We start from the raw sequence: 20,138 nt of genomic DNA, 5'->3' as shown, positions 1-20,138 counted from the left end.
AGTCAATGGTTGAAACAATTATTGTTTTTCTGATCGTTGGACTGATTATCACTGGGATTTTAGTCAATCCTGTCCTAGTTAAACGACGACGGAACCGCCTGCAACAGCGTCCTTTTTTACCCTTATGGAATGCGATTGTTGAGAATAATCTTCCTGTTTACCTTTTTCTTTCTCCCGCTGAACGAAAACGGCTTCAGGGGCACATTCAAGTGTTTTTAGCAGAAAAACAATTTATTGGTTGTGGAGGATTAGCGGTAACGGAAGAAATGAAGGTGATTATTGCGGCTGTCGCCTGCTTACTCTTACTCAACGAGCGAGAAACCTACTTTCCTAAACTTCGTTCGATTCTGGTTTACCCTAGCACATATCTTGTTAATGAAACCGCTTACACCGGGAATTATATTGTTGAAGAAAGACGTGTAGCCAGATTGGGGGAATCGTGGACAAATGACCAACTGGTACTGTCTTGGGAACAGGTGAAACAAGACACCTACAATTGGCGGGATGGACATAACGTGGTGCTTCATGAATTTGCCCATCAGTTAGATCAAGAAGATGGTAAAGCTGAGGGTGTTCCTATTTTGCAGCGAGATTCAGACTATGACCTTTGGGCAAAGGTGATGACAGAAGAATATCAACAACTCTGCAATGATATTCAACGAGGCGTAAAAACCGTAATGGATAGTTATGGTGCAACGAATCCCGCCGAATTTTTTGCTGTAGCAACAGAGACTTTTTTTGAAAAGCCCCGCCAATTGCTGAAGCAGCATCCAGCACTTTATGACCAACTGCAACGCTACTATCAACTAGATCCAGTGCAGTGGGTTTGAATAGTTTCAATTTCATCGAAGGTTAGCGCGATCGCCCAACTACACCGATCGCAAGCGAGGCTGTTTAATCGCAGACTGCAACGAAACCACGCAATTCTCCCAAAGGCTTAAGCTGCGATCGCTCTCATTTAAGCCTTTCTACGGAAACTTAAGCTCAAATGATGTTTCTAAAGTAGATTCGGGAACTATAAGGTAAGATTCCATACTTTTGTGTACTTCCTTGAAACCTTCTGCTGAGCGACCCCCTTGAATATCAAAACAGCTCGTCCTGCTAAGTCTACGCACCAGTTTCCCTTGCGTCTGATTCTTATCGTTCCCTTTGTATTACAAATATTTGCAGCGGTAGGGTTAGTCGGCTATCTGTCATTTAGAAACGGGCAGAAAGCAGTCAATGACCTAGCCAATCAACTGATTGACAAAGCGAGTCAACAGGTTGATGAACACTTGGATACATATCTGGCGCTGCCACAGCAATTAAACCAAGTCAATGCGGATGCGATCGCTTCTGGACGATTGAATCTGAATGACCCTAAAGCTAGCGAACAGTATTTCTGGAGTCAAGCTAGAGCATTTGAAACAATCAGCTACATTGGCTATGCTCTACCGAATGGTGGGGAATCAGGTGCTGGGCGTTGGGTAAATGGCGTGAATCTCCTGGTTTTTGAAAATCTCCCTGGAAACGGTGTGGCATCGGATTACATCGCCGATCAACGCGGCAACCGGAAAAGCCTTTTGCAGAGTTATCAGGCCGATCCTTTTTTACCACCAGGAGTGAAAGACATCATTAAAGCAGGTAAGCCAGCCTGGGCTGGTATCTACACATACGCATTTGAGAACACGGTACAGATTACTGAAGCAGGTAAGGCAATAAAAAGCCACAGCGGCACTTCTGACATTGGTCTTAATTACTATGTTGCAGTCCCTGCTAGATACCCAATTTATGACCAGAAGGGCAAGCTACGCAGCCTTCTGATGGTAGATTTGCTACTCACGAATGTGAGTGAATTCTTGAGGAACTTGAAAGTTAGCCCTTCCGGACAAGTCTTTATCATGGAACGGGATGGCTTGCTGATTGGCAGTTCCAGCACTCAACCCGTTGTACACAAAGTCAAGGATGAGACAAAACGCCACAGTGCCCTAGACAGCCCAGATCCCTTGATTCGCACCGTAGCAGAAAAACTCAAACAACAATTCCAGAATTTCACAACCCTTCAAAATACTCAAGAACTTGAGGTGACTTTCAACCGACAGCGTCAGTTTATTCAAGTCACGCCCTGGCGCGATCGCTTTGGCTTAGACTGGCTGGTGGTTGTCACCGTGCCGGAATCGGATTTCACTTCTCAAATTAATGCCAACACTCGCACAACTATCCTCCTGTGTCTGGGAGCATTGGCAGCGGCAACGATTTTAGGAATCTATACATCACGCTGGATTACTCGTCCGATCTTAAAGTTGAGCCAAGCATCCGAAGCGATCGCGACTGGACAGTTAGACCAAACCGTTGAAACGACCAACATCAAAGAACTAGATGCCGTGGCACAGTCCTTCAATCACATGGCTTCTCAGTTACAAGATTCCTTTAACGAACTGGCGCAGACGAACGCCGAATTGGAAAATCGAGTCGAAGTCAGGACAGCAGAACTCTCACAAACCCTGGTTGATTTACGGCGCACTCAAGCACAAGTGATCCAGACCGAAAAAATGTCCAGTTTGGGACAATTGGTTGCAGGAGTAGCGCATGAAATTAATAATCCGGTCAACTTTATTCATGGCAATGTCACCTTTGTCGATGAATATGCTCAAAATCTTCTAGAGTTAGTGCAGCTTTACCAGCAAGAATATCCCCTTCCCACGCCTGCAATTCAAGCCAAAATTGATGAGATAGATTTAGAGTTTCTCAACCAAGATATGTTGAAGTTGCTCTCATCCATGAAATTGGGGACTGAACGGATTCGAGAAATTGTTAAATCGTTAAGGACGTTCTCTCGATTGGATGAAGCGGACATGAAGGAAGTAGATATCCATGAAGGAATTGAAAGTACGCTGCTAATCTTGCAACATCGCCTGAAACCCAAACCAGACCGCCCAGCGATCGCAGTGATTAGAGACTATGGAAAGTTGCCTCTTGTGGAGTGTTATCCGGGACAACTCAACCAAGTCTTAATGAATATCGTGGTAAACGCGATTGATGCACTCGAAGAAACCAAAGCCAATTGCACGTATCAGGAGAAAAAAGACCATCCCGATCAAATCACTATCTCCACTTCAGTGATTGATTCGCAATGGGTGCAAATAGCGATCGCGGATAATGGCGTTGGTATTCCCAAAGACATTCAGCAACGGATATTCAATCCCTTCTTCACAACTAAGCCGGTTGGGAAAGGAACGGGGATGGGGATGTCCATCAGCTATCAAATTGTCACAGAAAAGCATGGCGGTAAATTGGAATGCTTCTCCACTCCTGGTGAGGGAACCGAGTTTGTGATTCAGATTCCCATCCGTCAACAACTCAGCGCTGCTATCTAACGGTATTCAGGGGATGCGAGGCGGACTGAGCAAGCTGAGCGGTATAACATATGAGTAAATGCGAATGCGATCGCAAGCTTTCCAACAACGATCTAGCCGATGCGATCGCCTATACTAAAATTTAGACAATGAAAGTACGGCACAAGTGCTAGAAGAGAGTGCATAAACTAAGACTCTACCAAAAAAATGCTGTCTTACAGGTTGTGCCGCGATCGCCAATTTTGCGAAGTCAAGACATTGTCTCAGATATTCTTCAGGTTGAACACCATCATCAACCCGCTAATCAGGAGTCTGAGTGTTGCCTTCCGAATTATCTCCTCAGTATTCATCTTGGTCAACCGATTCAGTTAGAACGAACGATAGATGGGCGACGCAGCAGCAATCGTCTGGCTGAAGGTGACATTATGATTACACCTCCCTATCTACATCGCAAACTGTTTTGGGATACTGATGCGGAATTCTTGTTACTTCGCCTTGAACCGAAGCTGTTTACTTCTGCCCTATACGAATCGGTTGATGCAGACGATGCTCAAGTTGCGCCACAGCTTAAGATTTGCGATCCTTTGATCCAGCAAATTGGTTTGGCACTCAAAACCGAACTAGAAATAGACGGGTTAAGCGATCGCCTTTATGCAGAATCGATGGCAAATGCATTAGCTGTTCATCTATTACGGCACTATTCAACTCGAAGGCGAGAAATACGATCTTACTCAGGTCGTTTGCCTAGCCATAAATTGCAACAGGCGATCGACTATATCCAGGCTCATCTAGCTGAAGATGTTTCCTTAGAAGCGATCGCCACAGAACTCGGTATGAGTCAGTATTACTTTGCCCGACTGTTCAAACAATCTACAGGTTACTCCCCCTACCAATATGTGATTAAACGCCGGATCGAACGCGCTCAGGAATTAATGATGCAGGAGCAGCAGAGTATTGTAAATGTTGCCCTGCAAGTTGGTTTTACTAGCCAAAGCCAATTTGGCAGACACTTTAAGCGCCTTACTGGAGTTACACCAAAACGATTTTTAAAAAAGTAGCAAGAATCTTCTAAAACCGCAAAAAACGACTATACGTCAGTAAGCAGACTCTGTATTATTGGTTGGACAATTCGCTGCGTTTTGGTTTGACCAATCAGCCTTAGTCAGTACAGAGGAATCATCTAAATGCTTACCGTATTCAAGGACAACCCAGTTCTGGCAGAACTAGATATTTTTGTTACCCAGCCCGACCAACAATGGTTATTGATAGATAGTTTGATAGCCTACACTCACGACATCCTTAAACAGCAACCTGGATACATTGCAAATGCAATTCATCGCAGCTTGGATGGGTTGCGTGTTGTCAATTATGTGCAGTGGCAAAATCTAGCTAGTTATGAAGCCTATATCAATAACCGCGATATCGCTCTGGCGACTAAGATTACTGGTTTCTTTGCTCCAGACTCTCATCTTTATGACATTTTTATGAGTGAGCCAGCAGACAGTCAAATGCAAATCACAGCGAACATGGGGGAACTCATCAACTTTGGTATGTTTAGATTGAAAGATCCTGCTAATCAGCCCCGCTTTTTAGAAGCGACCGCAGAAGCAATACGGCAAATCTCAGGACAAGCAGGATTAATCACCACACACTTTCATCGAAGTCTTGATGGTGCCCGCGCTATCAATTATGGGCTGTGGAGTTCCCAACAATTGTATGCCAAGATGAACGCGAATCCTCCGATGGCTGAGCCTCTCATGGTGATGCGCTCGCTTGCCAACAATGAGTTTCAAATGTCGCTTCACGAGGTAGTCTTCACCGAATCAACTAACTCATAGCAGTGAAGCAAAATCATCATGTAATGAATGGTTTAAGAGCATAGAACTATGGTGCAGATTGACCGGACTAATACTGCGATCGTTGGGCTAGACCTGTACACTGTTGCAGAGCGCCATCAGTCAACCTTGATTGAGGCAGTTATCCAAGAGCAAATCAAATCTTGGATTGACAATCCTTACTTCGTATCAGCCAGCGTGCATCGTAGTTTAGATGGAGTGCGGGTTTTTACTTATAGCCAATGGAATCCCAAATTTGATTACCGCAGCTTGCCTCGTCCAACAGTGTTCAGTGAATTCTTCCCGCCTGATTCACGCTTACTGGAAGTAACTGCTAGTCGATCTCTATCGGCAGAAGTTGAAATTGCTGAAGGCAAACGAGTGACGCACCTTGCTGAATTTCGGATGATGCCAATTAATCAACCTGAGATGGTTAGACGAACCTCTGCTGAATTAGAACGTGCGATGAGTAACTCAGTGGGGTTACTCTCAGCTACCTTTCATCGAAGTCTAGATGGTACTCGAATGTTTAACTACGGTCAATGGGAGAGCAGGGAAGCGTTTGAAGCAATTCTCAAGCAACCTGGTTTCAACCCAGAGCAACCGTATTGGGAAGGTTTAGCCCGAAACGAATTTCATCTGTACAATGTCGTACACACCCAGACTACAGCCTAATAGATAGCTGCTGTAGGTTGGTTATTAGCTGCACGTAGGCACCAGCGCGATCGCTCTTCGGAATGAACAAAGCGATCGCAAACTTTTCTTGCCATCACAGTTTGAGAATTTAGATCCCCCAACCTCTAGTCGGGTAATGCCAGCCCAGTTCGAGGATCGCGGATATAAAGCCCTAGCACTAACGATTCCATAACCGTATCCCAGACAGGAATTAGGCGATCTGCATCGTCCACCCAGTAGTCAAAAGTAATCAGACACTGAACACCAGAACCTAGCCCAATACAGGTTCGGGAATAAGCTTCGCGGTGTTCTTCTGGGTCAATAAATTTGAACTGAGTCCAAACAATGCGGGCAGTTTGACGCTTGAGTTGAATAATTTCCCCTTGCTCGATCGGCTGACGTTCATCATCTTTAACTACCTTCTTTAATAAGGGAACCAAGGGAAAATCTTTCCAGTTTCCAGGCGGGAGTAAATTAAAAGAAGCTTCTAAGCGAGCATCATCGTTGGGTGGCTTTTTGTCTAAAAACCGGAATGACTTCTCATCCGGTTCAAAATGCCAATCCTCAGGGACATCGAAGCGCAAGGCTCCTCGTCCTGCTACGAAGATCCGAGTTCCTGGCTTTGATTTCCAGTTATGGTCTTCTTTTAGCTCTAAGGTTTCTTTGAGCCATTTGAGATTGTGCTTTTTGCTTTTAGACATAGCCGCGACCGTATTAACCTCCCTCTTATTTTGCCGTAGGTTGCTTTTAATAGTAGGTGTCTGTTAGTGCGATCGCCCATATTGATGCATTCATCACGCATCAATCTACTTTAAGCCATCCACAGACCTGCTCAACGGTGAGGAATTTGGGGATTGGTGGCGATTCGCAACCATGAATAAAGAAAGCGATCGCTTTTTTTGGGTGTGAAGTCAGGGCGATTGATACTGCTAGCGAACGGGGGTCAGAAACGCTGAGAATTCTCCACAAACTGTTTCCCACATTCCTTACAGCGATAGCACTGCTTCCCCCTTCGATACCCGTTTTTAGATAGCTGCTCCGATTGACAATGGAGACACTTCATTACTTTCATTACATTGTCCAACTGAGCGTTCCCTACATACGGCTCTAAATATGACACCAACAAGTCCTCAATCTGCTGCACCAACTCTTGACGATGTTGTTGATCTGGGTTCCGAAGTGCCGACAGAATGACAGCATTACTGCTGTGGACGCAAACCTCTGCCAATAGACTACATTGCGCCTTACTTAATGCCGAATTTCTTTGCTTTAAGAGACCAGCCATAAAGTCAATTGCTTCCTGGGTCATGCTTTCATCGATCGACTGGAAAATTTCGCGGGATATAAAAAACTGCACAAACACCACCCGTGAAACAGGCTGTTCAAACATCTCTGCGATCGCGCTGACCAATCCCTTGATCATCTGTCGGAGTGGTAATCGAACCATCTCTGGTGTATCTGCGCTTGACCACAAGGCCTTAACCCGCTCGGTATGGCGTAATTCCATCGCCTTAAAAATGGCAGCTTTATCGGGAAAAAACTGATACAAAGACCCAATTGCCGTCCCCGCTTTGGCTGCAATCAGATGGGTGGTTGCCGCTTCATAGCCCACTTCGTCAAACACTGCCGCTGCTGCATCCAAGATTTTTTCGACCCGTTCTTTACCTCGCTGCTGTTTGGGTTGACGGCGCAGACTTCTTGACGAATGTGAATATTCTGTCATATTCTGAAAACACGACGGATTATTCACAATTTTATCTCTACCGGAGAACATTATGCAGTCTATGCTTTTCGGTGCGCCTTGGTTGTTGGCGCACAAGTCGATGTTGGTAGTGAACCAACCTCGGAAGATTTCTCTGTATGGTAATGATTATGTGATGTGGAAAGACGCTGCTGGAGGAATCCATGCCCTGCCCAATGCCTGTCCTCACATGGGAGCAATGTTGTCAGAAGGATGGTGCGAAGCACACACGGATGGTACGAGTACTGTCGTCTGCCCGTTTCATGCCTTGCCGTTTGATTCAGAAGGATGCACCGTTTTGCCGGGAACAGAAAAGAAAACGTTGCCTCAACTGAAACCGTTAGAGTTAACAATTCAAGGAGATTTCATCTGGTCTTACGGCGGATACGAGCCAAAAGTGCCGATTCCCGCAGTCCTGAATGACATTGCAGATACCTACTACTTTGTCGGGCATACCGCAGATACAAGTGTAGAGACCGATTTGCTGACTATGTTGCTGAATATGCACGACTATAATCACCAAAACGGTACTCACCAGGAATTATTCCGAGTTACCAATGTGGAATTTCATCAATTTATTGACAATGGGCATCATTCCCATGCGTTTTATGATCTGCCTACCGCCCCTTACAGCTTGGCAGAAAAGCTGAGAAAACTCGATTTATTCCTACTCCCGACCACTATCAAAGCCCACCTGGAAAACCACTTCCCATCTCTCGTGATTTTTCATGGTGAAATGCCATTAGGTAAAGCAGTCCAGTGTCACATCTTTGTCCCAGAAGCCGAGAACCGCACAAGGACTTACATTTTGCTATTTGGTCAAGCCAAGTACCCTGCTTTTAAGCTATTTGGCAGGACATATCTCAAGTTTGGCAAGGTAGTAGTCGATCAAGATGCTGAGATTTTGGGTAAGATTTATCCAAATACGCCTCAGAAAATTAAACTCAATAATGAGGTGGGTATGGACTGGGTGCGGCGCAATTTTCAAAGTTTCCCAAATGTTGTAGAACCTAATCTTTCAAAGTAGACGGCGGATACTTCTTCAATATTATGGTAACTTTTCGTTTGAGCATCACCCCATTGCGATCGCAAGTGGAGGTGAAGACGCAATCGCATTTATCTTGTGTTTGTTGAGTGCGATCGCACATATTAACGCATTCATCACTTATCAACCGACTCTAAGCCATCCAAAGACCCGAGCAACGGTTAAATCCAATATGAGAAATTTTGGGATTGGCAGGCGATCGCAACCATGAATAAAATATAGCGATCGCTCTAGCTTCATCAAGAATGCGATCGCTTCCTACTATACTTCCAACACCATATTTTGCTAGGGATTTGCTGCTGCAAAGGTATTGCATTGTGCAGGTTCGCCTGTCTGAATCCCCCGCTTGAACCAGCGGACTCGCTGCGCTGAACTACCGTGAGTAAAAGAATCCGGGACAACATGCCCTTTAGACTGACTCTGCAAGCGATCGTCGCCAATACTGCTAGCAGCATTCAGCGCTTCCTCAACGTCGCCTTCCTCCAGAATTTGTCGGGAACGATTGGCATGATGCGCCCAGATGCCAGCAAAACAGTCTGCTTGTAACTCCAACCTGACTGAAAGTTGATTCGCCTCAGCGCGACTAGCTTGACGCTGTAATGTACGAACTTTACTCGAAATTCCCATTAAATTCTGCACATGATGCCCAACCTCGTGAGCAATTACATACGCTTGGGCAAAGTCTCCGGGTGCGTTGAGCTTATACTTCAAATCCTGATAGAAACTTAAGTCAATGTAGACTTTTTGATCGGCGGGGCAATAAAATGGCCCAACTGCCGAACTTGCAGAACCACAAGCCGACTGTACCGAATTTGAGAAGAGAACTAACTTCGGCTCGACATAGTTTTCTCCGTTTTGGCGAAACAGCGTACCCCATGTATCTTCCGTATCCGCCAAGACAACCGAAACGAAATCAGCCATGCGATCGTTCGCAGCAGATGATTGTGTTCGAGGAGACTGGGAAGAAGTGCGATCGCTTGGCGCTGGTTCTTGTCCTTGTTGCAACACTGCACCGGGATCGCCCCCCAAGAGAGCAACAATCACTGCCAGAAGGATTGTCCCAATCCCGCCCCCTACCACAGGCCCAGAAACCCCACCCCCGCGTCTGTCCTCAACGTTGCTGCTTTTACGACCGAATTCCCAGCGCATAGCTTCAAGTCTCCAAACTACTCAACCCAGCAGAAGTAAGTAAAGTGCTATTTCACCTAACCCAGACTTTCCACAACCCACTACAAATATTAGCGATCGCCTTCATCTAGATCCTCTGCCAGAGGGACGGCGCTGATTTATAGACGATCCTTCTTAGGGAAGGCTATCTTAGGGTCAAACAGTAGAAGAATGGCACAAGAAAAGCCCCTACGCAAAAAATCGGAGGTTAATCAACCTCCGATCCTTACTTAACCCGACCCTTCCTACCACTACTCATGTAGAGATTCAGACTGCTCAAAACCAGTGCTTAGGATACGTCCTGTCTTGAGCAAGATTGTTAAAAACTACTGCACAGAGTACCAAAATAATAGAACCTTCAAGTGCCGGGGTTAGCAGAAACTGCCACTGTGCCTTCGTCATCATTACGACTAATGCAACAGCTCCCGAAGGTGGATGCAATGTCCCTGTGAACTGCATCATGCCAATAGCAGTTGCCACAGCCATTCCCATCGCCCAGGGTTCCGCACCAAAAAGATGCAAAATCGTCAAGCTAACTAGAGCCGCGATAAAATTACCGCCGATTACATTACGCGGTTGTGCTAAGGGACTATCAGGTACACCAAAAATCAAGACGCTGGTAGCACCAAAGGGAGCCATTAGTAGAGGAGCGCCAGTTTTCACCGATAAATAAGCTGTGGCTGCAATGCCGATGAAACTACCCAGCGAACTCCACAGAATATGCCTATGATCGGGTCTCTCTAAAGGAACTGCACGTTTACTACCGCGTATTTTTAAGCAGTAATTGTCTACTCTCAAACGAATACTTTTGTAATTTAACTGAGGCAGAATGGTGCGATAATTTCGCCCTTTAGGCAGATAACTTCTCATCGTTATTTTTGTTTTAAAAAGAAAGTAAATTCAGTAAAATTAGTCATGAAAAAGCACTCCGAGTGGCTTGCAAATTTATCTAAAATTTGCAAGCTATGATTCAGATAAATATATAAATTATGCAATTTAACTGTATTGCTATAGCAAACTTAAATGCTGTTATTCAATCTACGGAAAGAGGCTATTGATGCCATAATTCGCTTTCATAGGAGCAGAAGCATGACAAAAAACCTCATCTAACATGAAAAATATTCTCCTGCGTTAACAAATGTCATGAAATTTTAACATTACATCAACCTTATCTTTTCCGCGATCAAAATGGAACCTCTAATTCATAAGAATAAGCAATTTAAGTAATCAGTTTTATTGATACGTTGACAGCAAAAAACGATCGCTTGCTTCATTCACGCAGGCGATCGCTCGGATAGATGAATTTTTAGTGCATAGAGGAGAAGCACGCGTTCGCCCTTGGCGCAAGCGAAGCTATCGCTTAGTTAAGGATCCCCAAGTTATCTGATCGCAAAGCGGGAAGCCGGGAAGTTGAAGAGATTTTGAAAATTAGATTGCCGTTCTGCTCTGGGTTCTGGTGCATCGTCCCAAAGGCTTTCATAATAGAAGAAAGTTACGCCTAAGCCGCGATCGCGAGCTGCCCGTACTTTAGATTGAATCAGTCGCATCGAAACAGGCTTATTTCTCAAGCCTGTGAGAACACCAACTCCAGTTGGAATTTTTTGTTGCACTTCTTGAATTTCCGGGCGGGTCAGCTGGTCGAGAAAACTTTGCAGATTGGGACGATAAACTTGCACAATTAACTCGTCCACAATATCTTTTCGCACCCAATTCAACCAATCTTGCAGATAAGTATTGTAAGCAGTGACGTAGGGATTAGGAGCAACGGAGAAAATTGCGTTGGTTTTTCTCTCTTTTACAGCTTTATTGAGTTGTGTCATGAATGCCGTAATTTTATCTGCACGCCAGCGCACCCATGCAGGATCTTTGGGATTGGAAGGCGCATCTTTCTTAGTTTCCTGTTTGTACAAGGCAAGCGTGTAGCGATCGTAGCCAAATTCATTGGGCAAACTGGTGTGATCGTCAAACTGAATACCATCGGCATCATATTTAGTGACGACTTCCAGCACCAGATCGGTGATAAATTGCTGCACCTCTGGATGGAAGGGATTAAGCCACACAACCTCACCCGCAGCGCCAATCCAAGTTTGGCTACCATCCCGCCGTTGCGTAATCCAATTAGGATGATTTGATGTCAGTTCCGAGAGCGGGGGAGCCATGAAACCGAACTCAAACCAGGGAATCACTAGCAAGCCTTGGCGATGGGCTTGGGCAATTAAGTCAGCGATGATATCTTGTCCCTGTAGACCTTTGCTGACAGAAGATTGAATGCCTTCCCGTTCTGCTATGGCACTCTCGTAAAGCGTATAGCCAGAATTCCACACTACAGGATAGATCGTGTTGAAGTTTAGCTGCGCCAGTTGACTGACAGCATTTTGCAGCTTGGGGCGATCTCTGAGGATTTTATTGTCATTGTTGGTCATCCAAACCCCGCGAATTTCCTGAAAACGTTTCTGAGGGGTGGCTTCTGGTGTTGGGATTTGCTCGATTGCTTCTGGTGGCATTGGGCTTTGCGCGATCGCAGAGATGGGGTTGCCAGCCAGCAATACTGTGATGAATGATGCCAGAAACAGTAACAAGAGATACTTGAGCGATCGCCACCAACCTCTAGGGATGAAATGCAATTTCATAAGTTTGAATGATAAGTTAGCTATCCGATCGCTTAGCCTAGTGATGAAATGAACGATTAATAGTTTACAGGTATTTATATCTACTGAAAAATTGATTGTTAACAGGAATCATTCAATCAGTAATCTTGAATTGTTGTATTAGCAAAGCTGAAGCGTCAGGATATCCTAAGTAGAATTACGGACTACGCTCTATCAAACATTATTATTAGCGATCGCCTTCATCTAAATCCTTTCCCAGAGGCAGTTGGAGCTATCGTTTTTGTTCCAACTCGCTCCGTAAGTGCGATCGCGCCTGCTGTTTACATCATCCTTGTCTTACACGATCCCGCTAGAAAGGCGAGTGAGGGTTTATGTGCGGTCGCCCCGCTCAGTAAATACATTAAAGTGCGCTTGCCTAAACTACGAGTTTTTACTGAGACTTCACATAAACTTTAAATTTTCCTATCAAAGTCCTAAATATTAACACGCATAAAAGCCTTGTGGAGCTTGCCATTGGGCTAAATAATTCGCGTGTGTATAGTCAAAACCTATATGCAAGTATGTAATTTTTCGGTAAAGATGCGCGAAAAACATTGCAGCTGTTAGGGAAAGTACGCCATAGTTTACTCAACAAGCAATCAAGCAAAAACTCAATATTCAAGAGCAAGTTAAAGCTCTACTTAAATAACTTTCATCGGCTATAGACAGATACGAAAATTCAGGCGATCGCCCTTACCCTTCAACAACTTTTTGGAGGTAAGGAAAGAGTTCGCATGGATTGCTGCAAGCGGAATGAAGCGATCGCCCCAGTAAATTTCACATCAATATCTACACTATCAACTTCAATTTTTTTGAAGTAACGAATTTTATGAATACCTCAACTTTGCTGAATAAATTATCGATAACTACCGTCGGAGCCGCACTTATTGTGGGAATAGGGGGAACGGCACAGGCTGCGACTTTTTTTGAATCCGGCGATGCAGGTCAGACTTTAAATACTGCCCAAAATGTTGGCGAGGGCATTAATGTCATCCAAGGAACTATCTCTCCATCCAATGATGCCGACCTTTTCTCTTTCTCTTGGAGCGGCGGGTTATTCAACGCTACAACAGTTGGTGGTGCAATCTTCGATACCATACTGCAACTGTTTGATTCGTCAGGCACACTACTCGCTCAGAACGACGATACTTTTTTTGCGCCGATTTATCCGTCATTTTTGTTCCAGTCCACTCTCAACGAGGTTCTGGATGCTGGTAACTACTTCTTAGGAATATCATCCTTTTCCAACTTTGCCAGCTCTGGCCCTACTTATAACAATAATGGGGAAAGCAGTGGCAGTTACTCTATCAGTCTAAACCAGCCAACTAGCTCTGTCCCTGAACCTGGTTCTGTCTTGGGTCTATTAGTGCTTAGTGGATTAGGTGCTGGTTCTGTACTGAAGCGCAAACACCAACAGAAAGCTACAGTCAAAGGATAGAATAACAATCTCTACTGATTACAAACCTATTTTTTTCACTGCTTTGTCTTCCATGATGAAGGTACGGCAGTTTTTTACTTTGACTTTACACAAAGCGCGATCGCTAACTTCCCAACACCTATCTGCAATTGCCGAATTGCTCAAAGATGCTCGAAACGAAGTTCCATTGGGTGCAAATGCAAATCATTTTTAACCCAACAGCATCCATAAAGGCGATCGCGTAAAATGAAGGCACTTGAATTCGCCCGTGAAGACATCAGTTGTCATACCTTCACGAGTGCTACTATCTCGTTAATTGATAACTGTATCTTCTGCGTGCAAGCAGTGGTTTTTCCGCTTGGACTTCCGGAGAAAGATCGCGCAGAATGTACCAAATGCAAAGAAACTTATCGTAGCTGTTGGTTCTGGTACAGATGCAATTGATGTAATGCCAATTGGACGCTGAAGATTACTGTTAGTTGAGACAAAGACTGCACCTTGATTACCTGCCGAAGGTTGAGCATTCCCTGTTACGCTGTCATATCGTAGAATCGCTCCATAATCGTTTTTGGTAAAGTCAAAACCAACAGTAAAGAGGGTATTTCCAATGAAAGTCAGATTGCCAATAAAGTTATTGCTAAAACCTCCAGGGATTGAAGTATAGTCAGTTGGAATGGTCGCTTTTAATGCTCCTGAATTAATGTCATAAGCCCGAAGTCCATTTGCAAAGTCAGTTGCGAACAAATCTCCCTTGGGGCTAAGTGCTAGACCCAAAAAACTGACGAAGTTAAAACTGTTGGGAAGTGGAGTAGCTGAATCTACTAGAACAGTAGACTGTTTTGTTTTAATGTCATAACTCAATATTTGACTGGGAAGTCCCTGGCTAAAGTCAGGAACAAACTCTCCAGGTGAAATGATGCCATCTGTGTTAGCATCACCAGGAATGGCAACGCTACCCTGAGTAGAAACGAGCAACTTACCATCAGGTGTAAACAACAAATCATTTGGGCCGTTTAAACCACCAGGTAAGCCATTTCCTGAAGCAAATACATCTACAAATGCGCCTGTCGTAGCGTTATAGCGTAGGATTGTGTCTGTAAGAAAGCTACTCACATAAAGATAGCCATCAGGCCCAAATACCATACCATAGGGACGAGTGAGATTTCCCCCTGAAGCAAATATATCGATGAATGCACCTGTCTTGCCGTTGTAGCGCAATATCTGTCCTGTAGAACTACTACCACTGCTGATATAGAGATTTCCATCAGGACCAAATACTAAATCATCTGGGTTAGATAAGCCACCACTACCAGGGGCAATAAAATCACCCAAAAACTTTCCTGTCTTATCGTCATAACGCACTACATTGTTGGTTTTAGTATTACCAATTAATAAGGCAGCATCTGCTCCAGAAGCTCCAAGGTCTAAAATGGCAGCGGTACTTAAAGTGATTAAAGCTGACAGGTTCAGTAGCTTGATGAATGGTTTAAATGTAAAAGTTTTAATTTTCATAAGGCTCCTCCCATAGATTTAGACTTGTATCTGTTAGACAAAAAATACCCCAAATTTGTCAGTGAAAGCGTAGCTTTACGCAAGATTTACCGTATTTTTGTGTAAGCTTCACTGAAAAAGGTTATTAATTAAACTTGGGATACTGGCGTAAGGTGGAGGAACACCCTTCAGCCCAGCAAACGGATTTTGGAGCGATTAGGGATGAAATGAAACTGAAATCAACGATATCAGCAATCTAGGGAGTGCTTAATGTTACCGCAAAACGCACTGGTGAGCGGACTGATGGTGAAGAGAAATTTGATTCGGTGACACTTGCGATCGCATCCGGTACATGAATGTGTTTTCACAGGTCGTGTAGTCTGTCAATTTGCTTCTAGATAACTCTCCTTGCGATCGCTCTTAAATACTATTTACAACCTGACGCTCCTATATTTTGGGATATTTACTCTTAATCAGGCATTTATGTTAAGTTTATTTGCTAAATCTTACAGTTTCTTACGTTTTCGTAGGTTTAATCCTAAAGATTGATGCTAGTCAGAAGGTAGGATCAAACAATGTTCTCATGGTGAGAAATAAATTTACATCTTTCTGATAACCCGGTTTATCCCATTTCTCACATTAAACACAGACTAGCTATCGAAGCTGAACCAGGAGAACAATCCGATCGTTGTCTCCGGAGTTCACAAAAGTAGAAATTGCCGTAGTACATAAGCGATCGCGCAACGTACTGGAGGTAATCGCCAAGCGATAGACAGCTACCACGATAGGTTGCTGGCTATCGCTTGGCAGGCTTTGCGTTTCAAAGTTTGTATGGATGAGCAAATCGAAATCAATTTAGCTTTGCATTTGCGTTTGACTTAGAGATTAACAAATGACTATTCACAACAAACCTGTTATGCCTAAAGCCAGCACATCCTATGTGCTGATGCTGGCGCTGGTAGCTGCGATTGGCGGCTTTTTATTTGGTTTTGATACTGCCGTAATTAATGGTGCGGTAGCCGCTTTAGGAAAAGATTTTCAAGCCGGTAGTGTGGCAACGGGATTTGCCGTTTCCTCCGCACTTTTGGGTTCGGCGGTGGGAGCCTTCTTTGCCGGACAGATCGCCGATCGTTACGGGCGGGTAAAAACGATGATCGTCGCATCTATTCTGTTTTTGATCAGCGCCGTGGGTTCTGGTATTGCCTTTAATATTTGGGATTTCATGGTTTGGCGATTGGTGGGCGGGGTAGCAGTTGGTGCTGCGAGCGTTATCGCCCCCGCCTACATTGCTGAAGTCTCCCCTGCACACCTGCGCGGACGCCTGGGTTCTCTGCAACAACTTGCGATCGTGACCGGGATCTTCATCGCCTTGCTGTGCGACTACTTCATCGCTGTCGCTGCGGGTTCCGCCGAAGCGCCCTTCTGGTTCGGGATACCTGCTTGGCGTTGGATGTTCTGGACTGAGATCCCACCTGCCATTGCCTATGGAATAGGCGCACTGAGGATTCCAGAATCACCCCGCTACTTGGTGGCTCAAGGACGGGACGCAGAAGCGGCTTCGGTTTTGGCAAAGGTTTTGGGTGGAGATGTTGAGGCTAAAGTACAGGAGATTCGGCAGACGGTATCGCGGGAGCGCAAACCTCAACTGTCCGATCTCATGGGTCGGCATGGCTTACTCACGATAGTCTGGGTTGGTATTGGGTTATCTATTCTGCAACAGTTGGTAGGAATTAACGTGATTTTCTACTACAGCAGCGTCCTGTGGCAGGCGGTAGGCTTTTCCGAGAAGGATTCGCTGTGGATTACGGTGATTACCAGTATCACCAATATTGTGACAACGCTAGTCGCGATCGCTTTCGTGGACAAGTTTGGACGCAAACCTCTGCTGATCCTGGGTTCTCTGGGCATGACTCTTACCCTAGGAACGCTGGCGGCAACTTTTGGCAGTGCGCCCCTAGATGCCGCCGGGAACCCCTCCCTAACCGGAAACTCTGGCATCATTGCCTTGCTAGCTGCTAACCTCTACGTCTTCTGCTTCGGCTTCTCTTGGGGACCCGTCGTTTGGGTGATGCTAGGGGAGATGTTTAACAATCGGATTCGCGGGGCGGCACTATCCGTCGCTGCTGCGGCTCAGTGGATTGCCAACTTTGCGGTGTCCACGACCTTTCCCCCTCTCAAGGATGTGGGTTTAGGCTTTGCCTATGGCTTGTATGCGACTGCTGCGGCGATTTCCTTGTTCTTCGTGCTGCTGCTGATTAAAGAAACCAAGGGTAAAGAACTAGAGGAAATGGTGTAGTATCGACTTTCACCGCAGGTTCTTTGGTTATCGGCGGTAATTGAGCAGAGTGCGATCGCGCTAAGTTTTAACCAGCATCCTTGCACCACCCTATTGAGTAGAATTTGCACCCAGTTGAAGTGCATAGAGATTGGCATAGACACCTTGTTGAGCGATGAGTTCTGCGTGAGTACCTCGTTCCACAATTTGTCCTTGCTGAATCACTAACACTTGATCGGCTTGCGTTACTGTACTGAGGCGGTGGGCAATCACAAAGCTGGTGCGACTTTGGAGTAGACGCGCGATCGCATCCTGCACCAGCGCTTCTGTGCGAGTATCAATACTACTGGTAGCTTCATCCAGAATCAAAATTCGGGGGTTAATTAATACAGCACGCGCAATACTTACCAGCTGGCGCTGTCCTTGGCTCAGAGGCGCACCCCGTTCTCCCAATTGAGTCGCGTATCCTTGCGGCAAGGAAATGATAAATTCATGCACATTGGCTAATTGCGCCGCTGCTTCAATATCGGCTTGCGTGGCGTGGGGACAGCCGAAAGCAATATTTTCTGCAACTGTACCGCTAAACAAAATATTGTCTTGTAAAACAATGCCAATTTGACGGCGCAAACTCGCCTGCGTCACGCTCCGCACATCAATCCCATCAATTTTAACTGCGCCGCCAGACACATCGTAGAAGCGCAGAATCAAGTTAATAATCGTACTTTTACCCGCTCCAGTTGGTCCCACCAATGCAATCATCTGTCCCGGTTGAGCGTGCAGATTCACCCCTTTGAGTACGAGTTGAGTAGGGGTATAGCCAAATGTCACCGCTTCAAATCGCACCTCACCCTGAATAGGCGGCATCTCAGTCGCATTCGGTGCATCATTCAGTTGCGAAGGTTCATCTAATAGCAGAAAAATCCGCTCCAAACCTGCCATCGCCGATTGAGCTTGGGTGTAAAACTGGCTGAGAATTTGGATAGGGCGAAAGAACTGCTGAACGTAGAGTAAAAAGGAAGTCACCACCCCCACAGTTGCGGCTCCTGTTACCGCCAGATAGCCTCCATACGCCAGCACTGCGGCGGTAGCTAATGTATTGAGAAAGTCAATCGACGGCAAAAATGCAGCCGTAATTGCCACTGCTTCAACGTTGGCATCGCGATTGGCTGCGTTGACAACATCAAACTCTTCAATATTGAGTTGGATGCGATTAAATGCTTGTGCTTCCCGGACACTGCTGATCCCTTCTTCTAGCTTGGCGGAAAGATCGCCGATTGTCTGCCGCGTGACGCGAAATCTCGCTCTTGCCCAGCGGGAAAACAAGCCAGTCGTGAAAATCATCAATGGCACCGCTAAATTGCTCAGCAAACCAAGTTTCAGATCGATTGAGAGCATGGCAATAATAATGCCAATTAAGCTGAACGTGTTGCCCAACATTTGGGCAATCGTCTGTCCAAATGCTTGATTCACTGTATTCACATCATTCAGCAAGCGGCTCATCAAATCACCCGCTTCGCTGCGATCGAAAAAGCTGATCGGAAGGCTTTGGATTTTGATAAAAATATCTTGCCGCAGTTGAGCCAGTACGCGCTGCACGATCGAACCCACGCGCATAATCTGTCCTCGAATTGCCCAAACACCGAGGATGTAGATCAGTCCCAGTACCCCCAACATCAATAACAATCCCCGCAGATTTCCCCGCGTAATCAGATTGTCAATAGACCAACCAATCAAGAAGGGGCCAATGGATTGCGTTGCAGCCCCAATCGCTACTAAGGTTAAGGCAATGGGAATTTCTTTCCGATAGGGTCTGAGATATCGTAAAAAGCGCCGCAGGGTTGAGAGTTGGTGAGTTGCTTTTTGCTCGGATGCGACAACGGGACCTGGGACTCTCATTACTACTCCTTACAACTAACTTCTTAACGATACACTTCGTCAACTTTTCTGTTCTTTTATCCCTTTTCTGTCACTTTCCGGGGAAGCAAGTAGTAAATCAGTTAAATTATCCAGAAGCCAAACCGGGTTTAAATTGATTCATTGCAGCAATTAAATGATTAAATCCCAGCAATAACTTAGAATTGGGTAAAATATCTAGCCAGGGATAAATCAACCAAAATAGCAAAAGTGGTTGGATAATTAGACGGAGATTATTTAAAGTATTCTTCCATCCACATTGATGATTCCATTGTTGATGATTAGAAAAATTAATCTTCTGATTTTCTTGTACCTCAGTCTCAATTTGACGAGATTGTTTTAATCTTAAAAATGCTGGAGAGTTGAAGCTAATCATTGTATAAACACAAAAAATAATTTCCCACCACCTCTCAATATGTTGAAAATTCGTGAACCGATAATCTGTCCAACCTAGTTCCTGTTTACACTGTCGGAAACCATATTCTACCCAGGTTCTTAATCCATATAAGTCGCCTAAAGTTTTCTTGAGATTACCTTGAAGATTTGTCATTACGAAAGAAGTAGAATTCTCCGGCATAGTTTCTGGGTCAGTTGT

The 20,138-nt window shown here is 45.1% G+C and carries 18 protein-coding genes and 2 pseudogenes; 9 read left to right on the top strand and 11 right to left on the bottom strand.

The features are described 5' to 3' along the window. The first annotated feature begins 5 nt into the window (after positions 1-5). From NC994_RS14395 to NC994_RS14375, 5 genes are all read left to right on the top strand, one after another. Entirely contained in the window at positions 6-830 is an 825-nt protein-coding gene (locus NC994_RS14395; protein WP_190412436.1) for a M90 family metallopeptidase, read from the top strand. A 252-nt stretch (positions 831-1,082) separates the two neighbouring features. Then, the gene (locus NC994_RS14390) at positions 1,083-3,356 is read left to right on the top strand and encodes an ATP-binding protein (protein WP_190433111.1); all 2,274 of its coding nucleotides are present in this window, start codon (positions 1,083-1,085) and stop codon (positions 3,354-3,356) included. A 158-nt stretch (positions 3,357-3,514) separates the two neighbouring features. Then, entirely contained in the window at positions 3,515-4,393 is an 879-nt protein-coding gene (locus tag NC994_RS14385) for an AraC family transcriptional regulator (RefSeq protein WP_190432933.1), read from the top strand. A 126-nt stretch (positions 4,394-4,519) separates the two neighbouring features. Beyond that, positions 4,520-5,173 carry an antibiotic biosynthesis monooxygenase gene (locus tag NC994_RS14380; protein ID WP_190432931.1) on the top strand — a complete coding sequence of 218 codons (654 nt, stop codon included), beginning with the start codon at positions 4,520-4,522 and terminating at the stop codon, positions 5,171-5,173. A 48-nt stretch (positions 5,174-5,221) separates the two neighbouring features. Then, complete coding sequence (locus tag NC994_RS14375; RefSeq protein ID WP_190432930.1) at positions 5,222-5,845, top strand: antibiotic biosynthesis monooxygenase; 624 nt, start codon at positions 5,222-5,224, stop codon at positions 5,843-5,845. A gap of 125 nt (positions 5,846-5,970) precedes the next feature. Here the strand turns inward: NC994_RS14375 and NC994_RS14370 are convergent, their stop codons facing one another. The 3 genes and pseudogenes from NC994_RS14370 to NC994_RS14360 all read right to left on the bottom strand — a co-directional run. Beyond that, complete coding sequence (locus tag NC994_RS14370; protein ID WP_190432929.1) at positions 5,971-6,546, bottom strand: hypothetical protein; 576 nt, start codon at positions 6,544-6,546, stop codon at positions 5,971-5,973. A 257-nt stretch (positions 6,547-6,803) separates the two neighbouring features. Continuing rightward, positions 6,804-6,908 (bottom strand): annotated as a pseudogene (locus NC994_RS14365) (TetR/AcrR family transcriptional regulator); the annotation flags it as partial. A gap of 57 nt (positions 6,909-6,965) precedes the next feature. Continuing rightward, positions 6,966-7,568, bottom strand: a pseudogene (locus NC994_RS14360) (TetR/AcrR family transcriptional regulator); the annotation flags it as partial. Between the two features lie 52 nt (positions 7,569-7,620). On the opposite strand from NC994_RS14360, the gene NC994_RS14355 reads away from it, so the two are divergent. Further along, positions 7,621-8,613: a Rieske 2Fe-2S domain-containing protein gene (locus tag NC994_RS14355; protein WP_190432925.1), complete on the top strand. Its 993-nt coding sequence runs from the start codon at positions 7,621-7,623 to the stop codon at positions 8,611-8,613. Positions 8,614-8,764: 151 nt separating this feature from the next. On the opposite strand, the gene NC994_RS14350 is transcribed toward NC994_RS14355, so the two are convergent. The 4 genes from NC994_RS14350 to NC994_RS14335 all read right to left on the bottom strand — a co-directional run bounded on the left by NC994_RS14350 (position 8,765) and on the right by NC994_RS14335 (position 12,428). Further along, entirely contained in the window at positions 8,765-8,947 is a 183-nt protein-coding gene (locus NC994_RS14350) for a hypothetical protein (RefSeq protein WP_190432917.1), read from the bottom strand. After that, positions 8,917-9,780, bottom strand: a complete 864-nt coding sequence (locus NC994_RS14345) for a neutral zinc metallopeptidase (RefSeq protein ID WP_190432915.1) — start codon at positions 9,778-9,780, stop codon at positions 8,917-8,919. Before NC994_RS14345 ends, NC994_RS14350 begins: the two co-directional genes overlap by 31 nt. Positions 9,781-10,074: 294 nt before the next feature. Continuing rightward, positions 10,075-10,668, bottom strand: coding sequence for an HPP family protein (locus NC994_RS14340; protein ID WP_190412428.1), 594 nt, complete (start codon positions 10,666-10,668; stop codon positions 10,075-10,077). Positions 10,669-11,177: 509 nt separating this feature from the next. Beyond that, positions 11,178-12,428 (bottom strand): glycoside hydrolase family 10 protein, encoded by a 1,251-nt coding sequence (locus NC994_RS14335; protein ID WP_190432914.1) that lies wholly within the window; start codon positions 12,426-12,428, stop codon positions 11,178-11,180. 847 nt (positions 12,429-13,275) lie between these two features. On the opposite strand from NC994_RS14335, the gene NC994_RS14330 reads away from it, so the two are divergent. Both NC994_RS14330 and NC994_RS14325 read left to right on the top strand, forming a co-directional pair. After that, positions 13,276-13,884, top strand: coding sequence for a DVUA0089 family protein (locus NC994_RS14330; RefSeq protein ID WP_190432913.1), 609 nt, complete (start codon positions 13,276-13,278; stop codon positions 13,882-13,884). Between the two features lie 52 nt (positions 13,885-13,936). Then, the gene (locus tag NC994_RS14325; RefSeq protein ID WP_190667669.1) at positions 13,937-14,077 is read left to right on the top strand and encodes a hypothetical protein; all 141 of its coding nucleotides are present in this window, start codon (positions 13,937-13,939) and stop codon (positions 14,075-14,077) included. Positions 14,078-14,175: 98 nt separating this feature from the next. Here the strand turns inward: NC994_RS14325 and NC994_RS14320 are convergent, their stop codons facing one another. Both NC994_RS14320 and NC994_RS14315 read right to left on the bottom strand, forming a co-directional pair. Continuing rightward, a complete protein-coding gene (locus NC994_RS14320) occupies positions 14,176-15,375 on the bottom strand; it encodes a PEP-CTERM sorting domain-containing protein (RefSeq protein ID WP_190432912.1) in 1,200 nt (399 codons plus the stop codon). Positions 15,376-16,008: 633 nt separating this feature from the next. Next, positions 16,009-16,197 carry a hypothetical protein gene (locus NC994_RS14315; RefSeq protein WP_190429758.1) on the bottom strand — a complete coding sequence of 63 codons (189 nt, stop codon included), beginning with the start codon at positions 16,195-16,197 and terminating at the stop codon, positions 16,009-16,011. A 49-nt stretch (positions 16,198-16,246) separates the two neighbouring features. Here NC994_RS14315 and NC994_RS14310 point away from each other — a divergent pair, with 49 nt between their 5' ends. Further along, positions 16,247-17,650 (top strand): sugar porter family MFS transporter, encoded by a 1,404-nt coding sequence (locus NC994_RS14310; protein ID WP_190432911.1) that lies wholly within the window; start codon positions 16,247-16,249, stop codon positions 17,648-17,650. 90 nt (positions 17,651-17,740) lie between these two features. Here NC994_RS14310 and NC994_RS14305 read toward each other — a convergent pair whose 3' ends face one another. Then, entirely contained in the window at positions 17,741-19,525 is a 1,785-nt protein-coding gene (locus tag NC994_RS14305) for an ABC transporter ATP-binding protein (protein WP_190432910.1), read from the bottom strand. A gap of 106 nt (positions 19,526-19,631) precedes the next feature. Continuing rightward, positions 19,632-20,138, bottom strand: a 507-nt coding sequence (locus NC994_RS14300) for a transposase (RefSeq protein WP_347276931.1), incomplete at its 5' end; no start/stop codon positions are given.

It is taken from the genome of Trichocoleus sp. AS-A1 (genome assembly GCF_039962015.1).
Lineage (GTDB): Bacteria > Cyanobacteriota > Cyanobacteriia > Cyanobacteriales > FACHB-T130 > FACHB-T130.
Note: the sequence above shows the minus strand (reverse complement) of the source record. Positions and strands in the feature narration are given on the sequence as shown.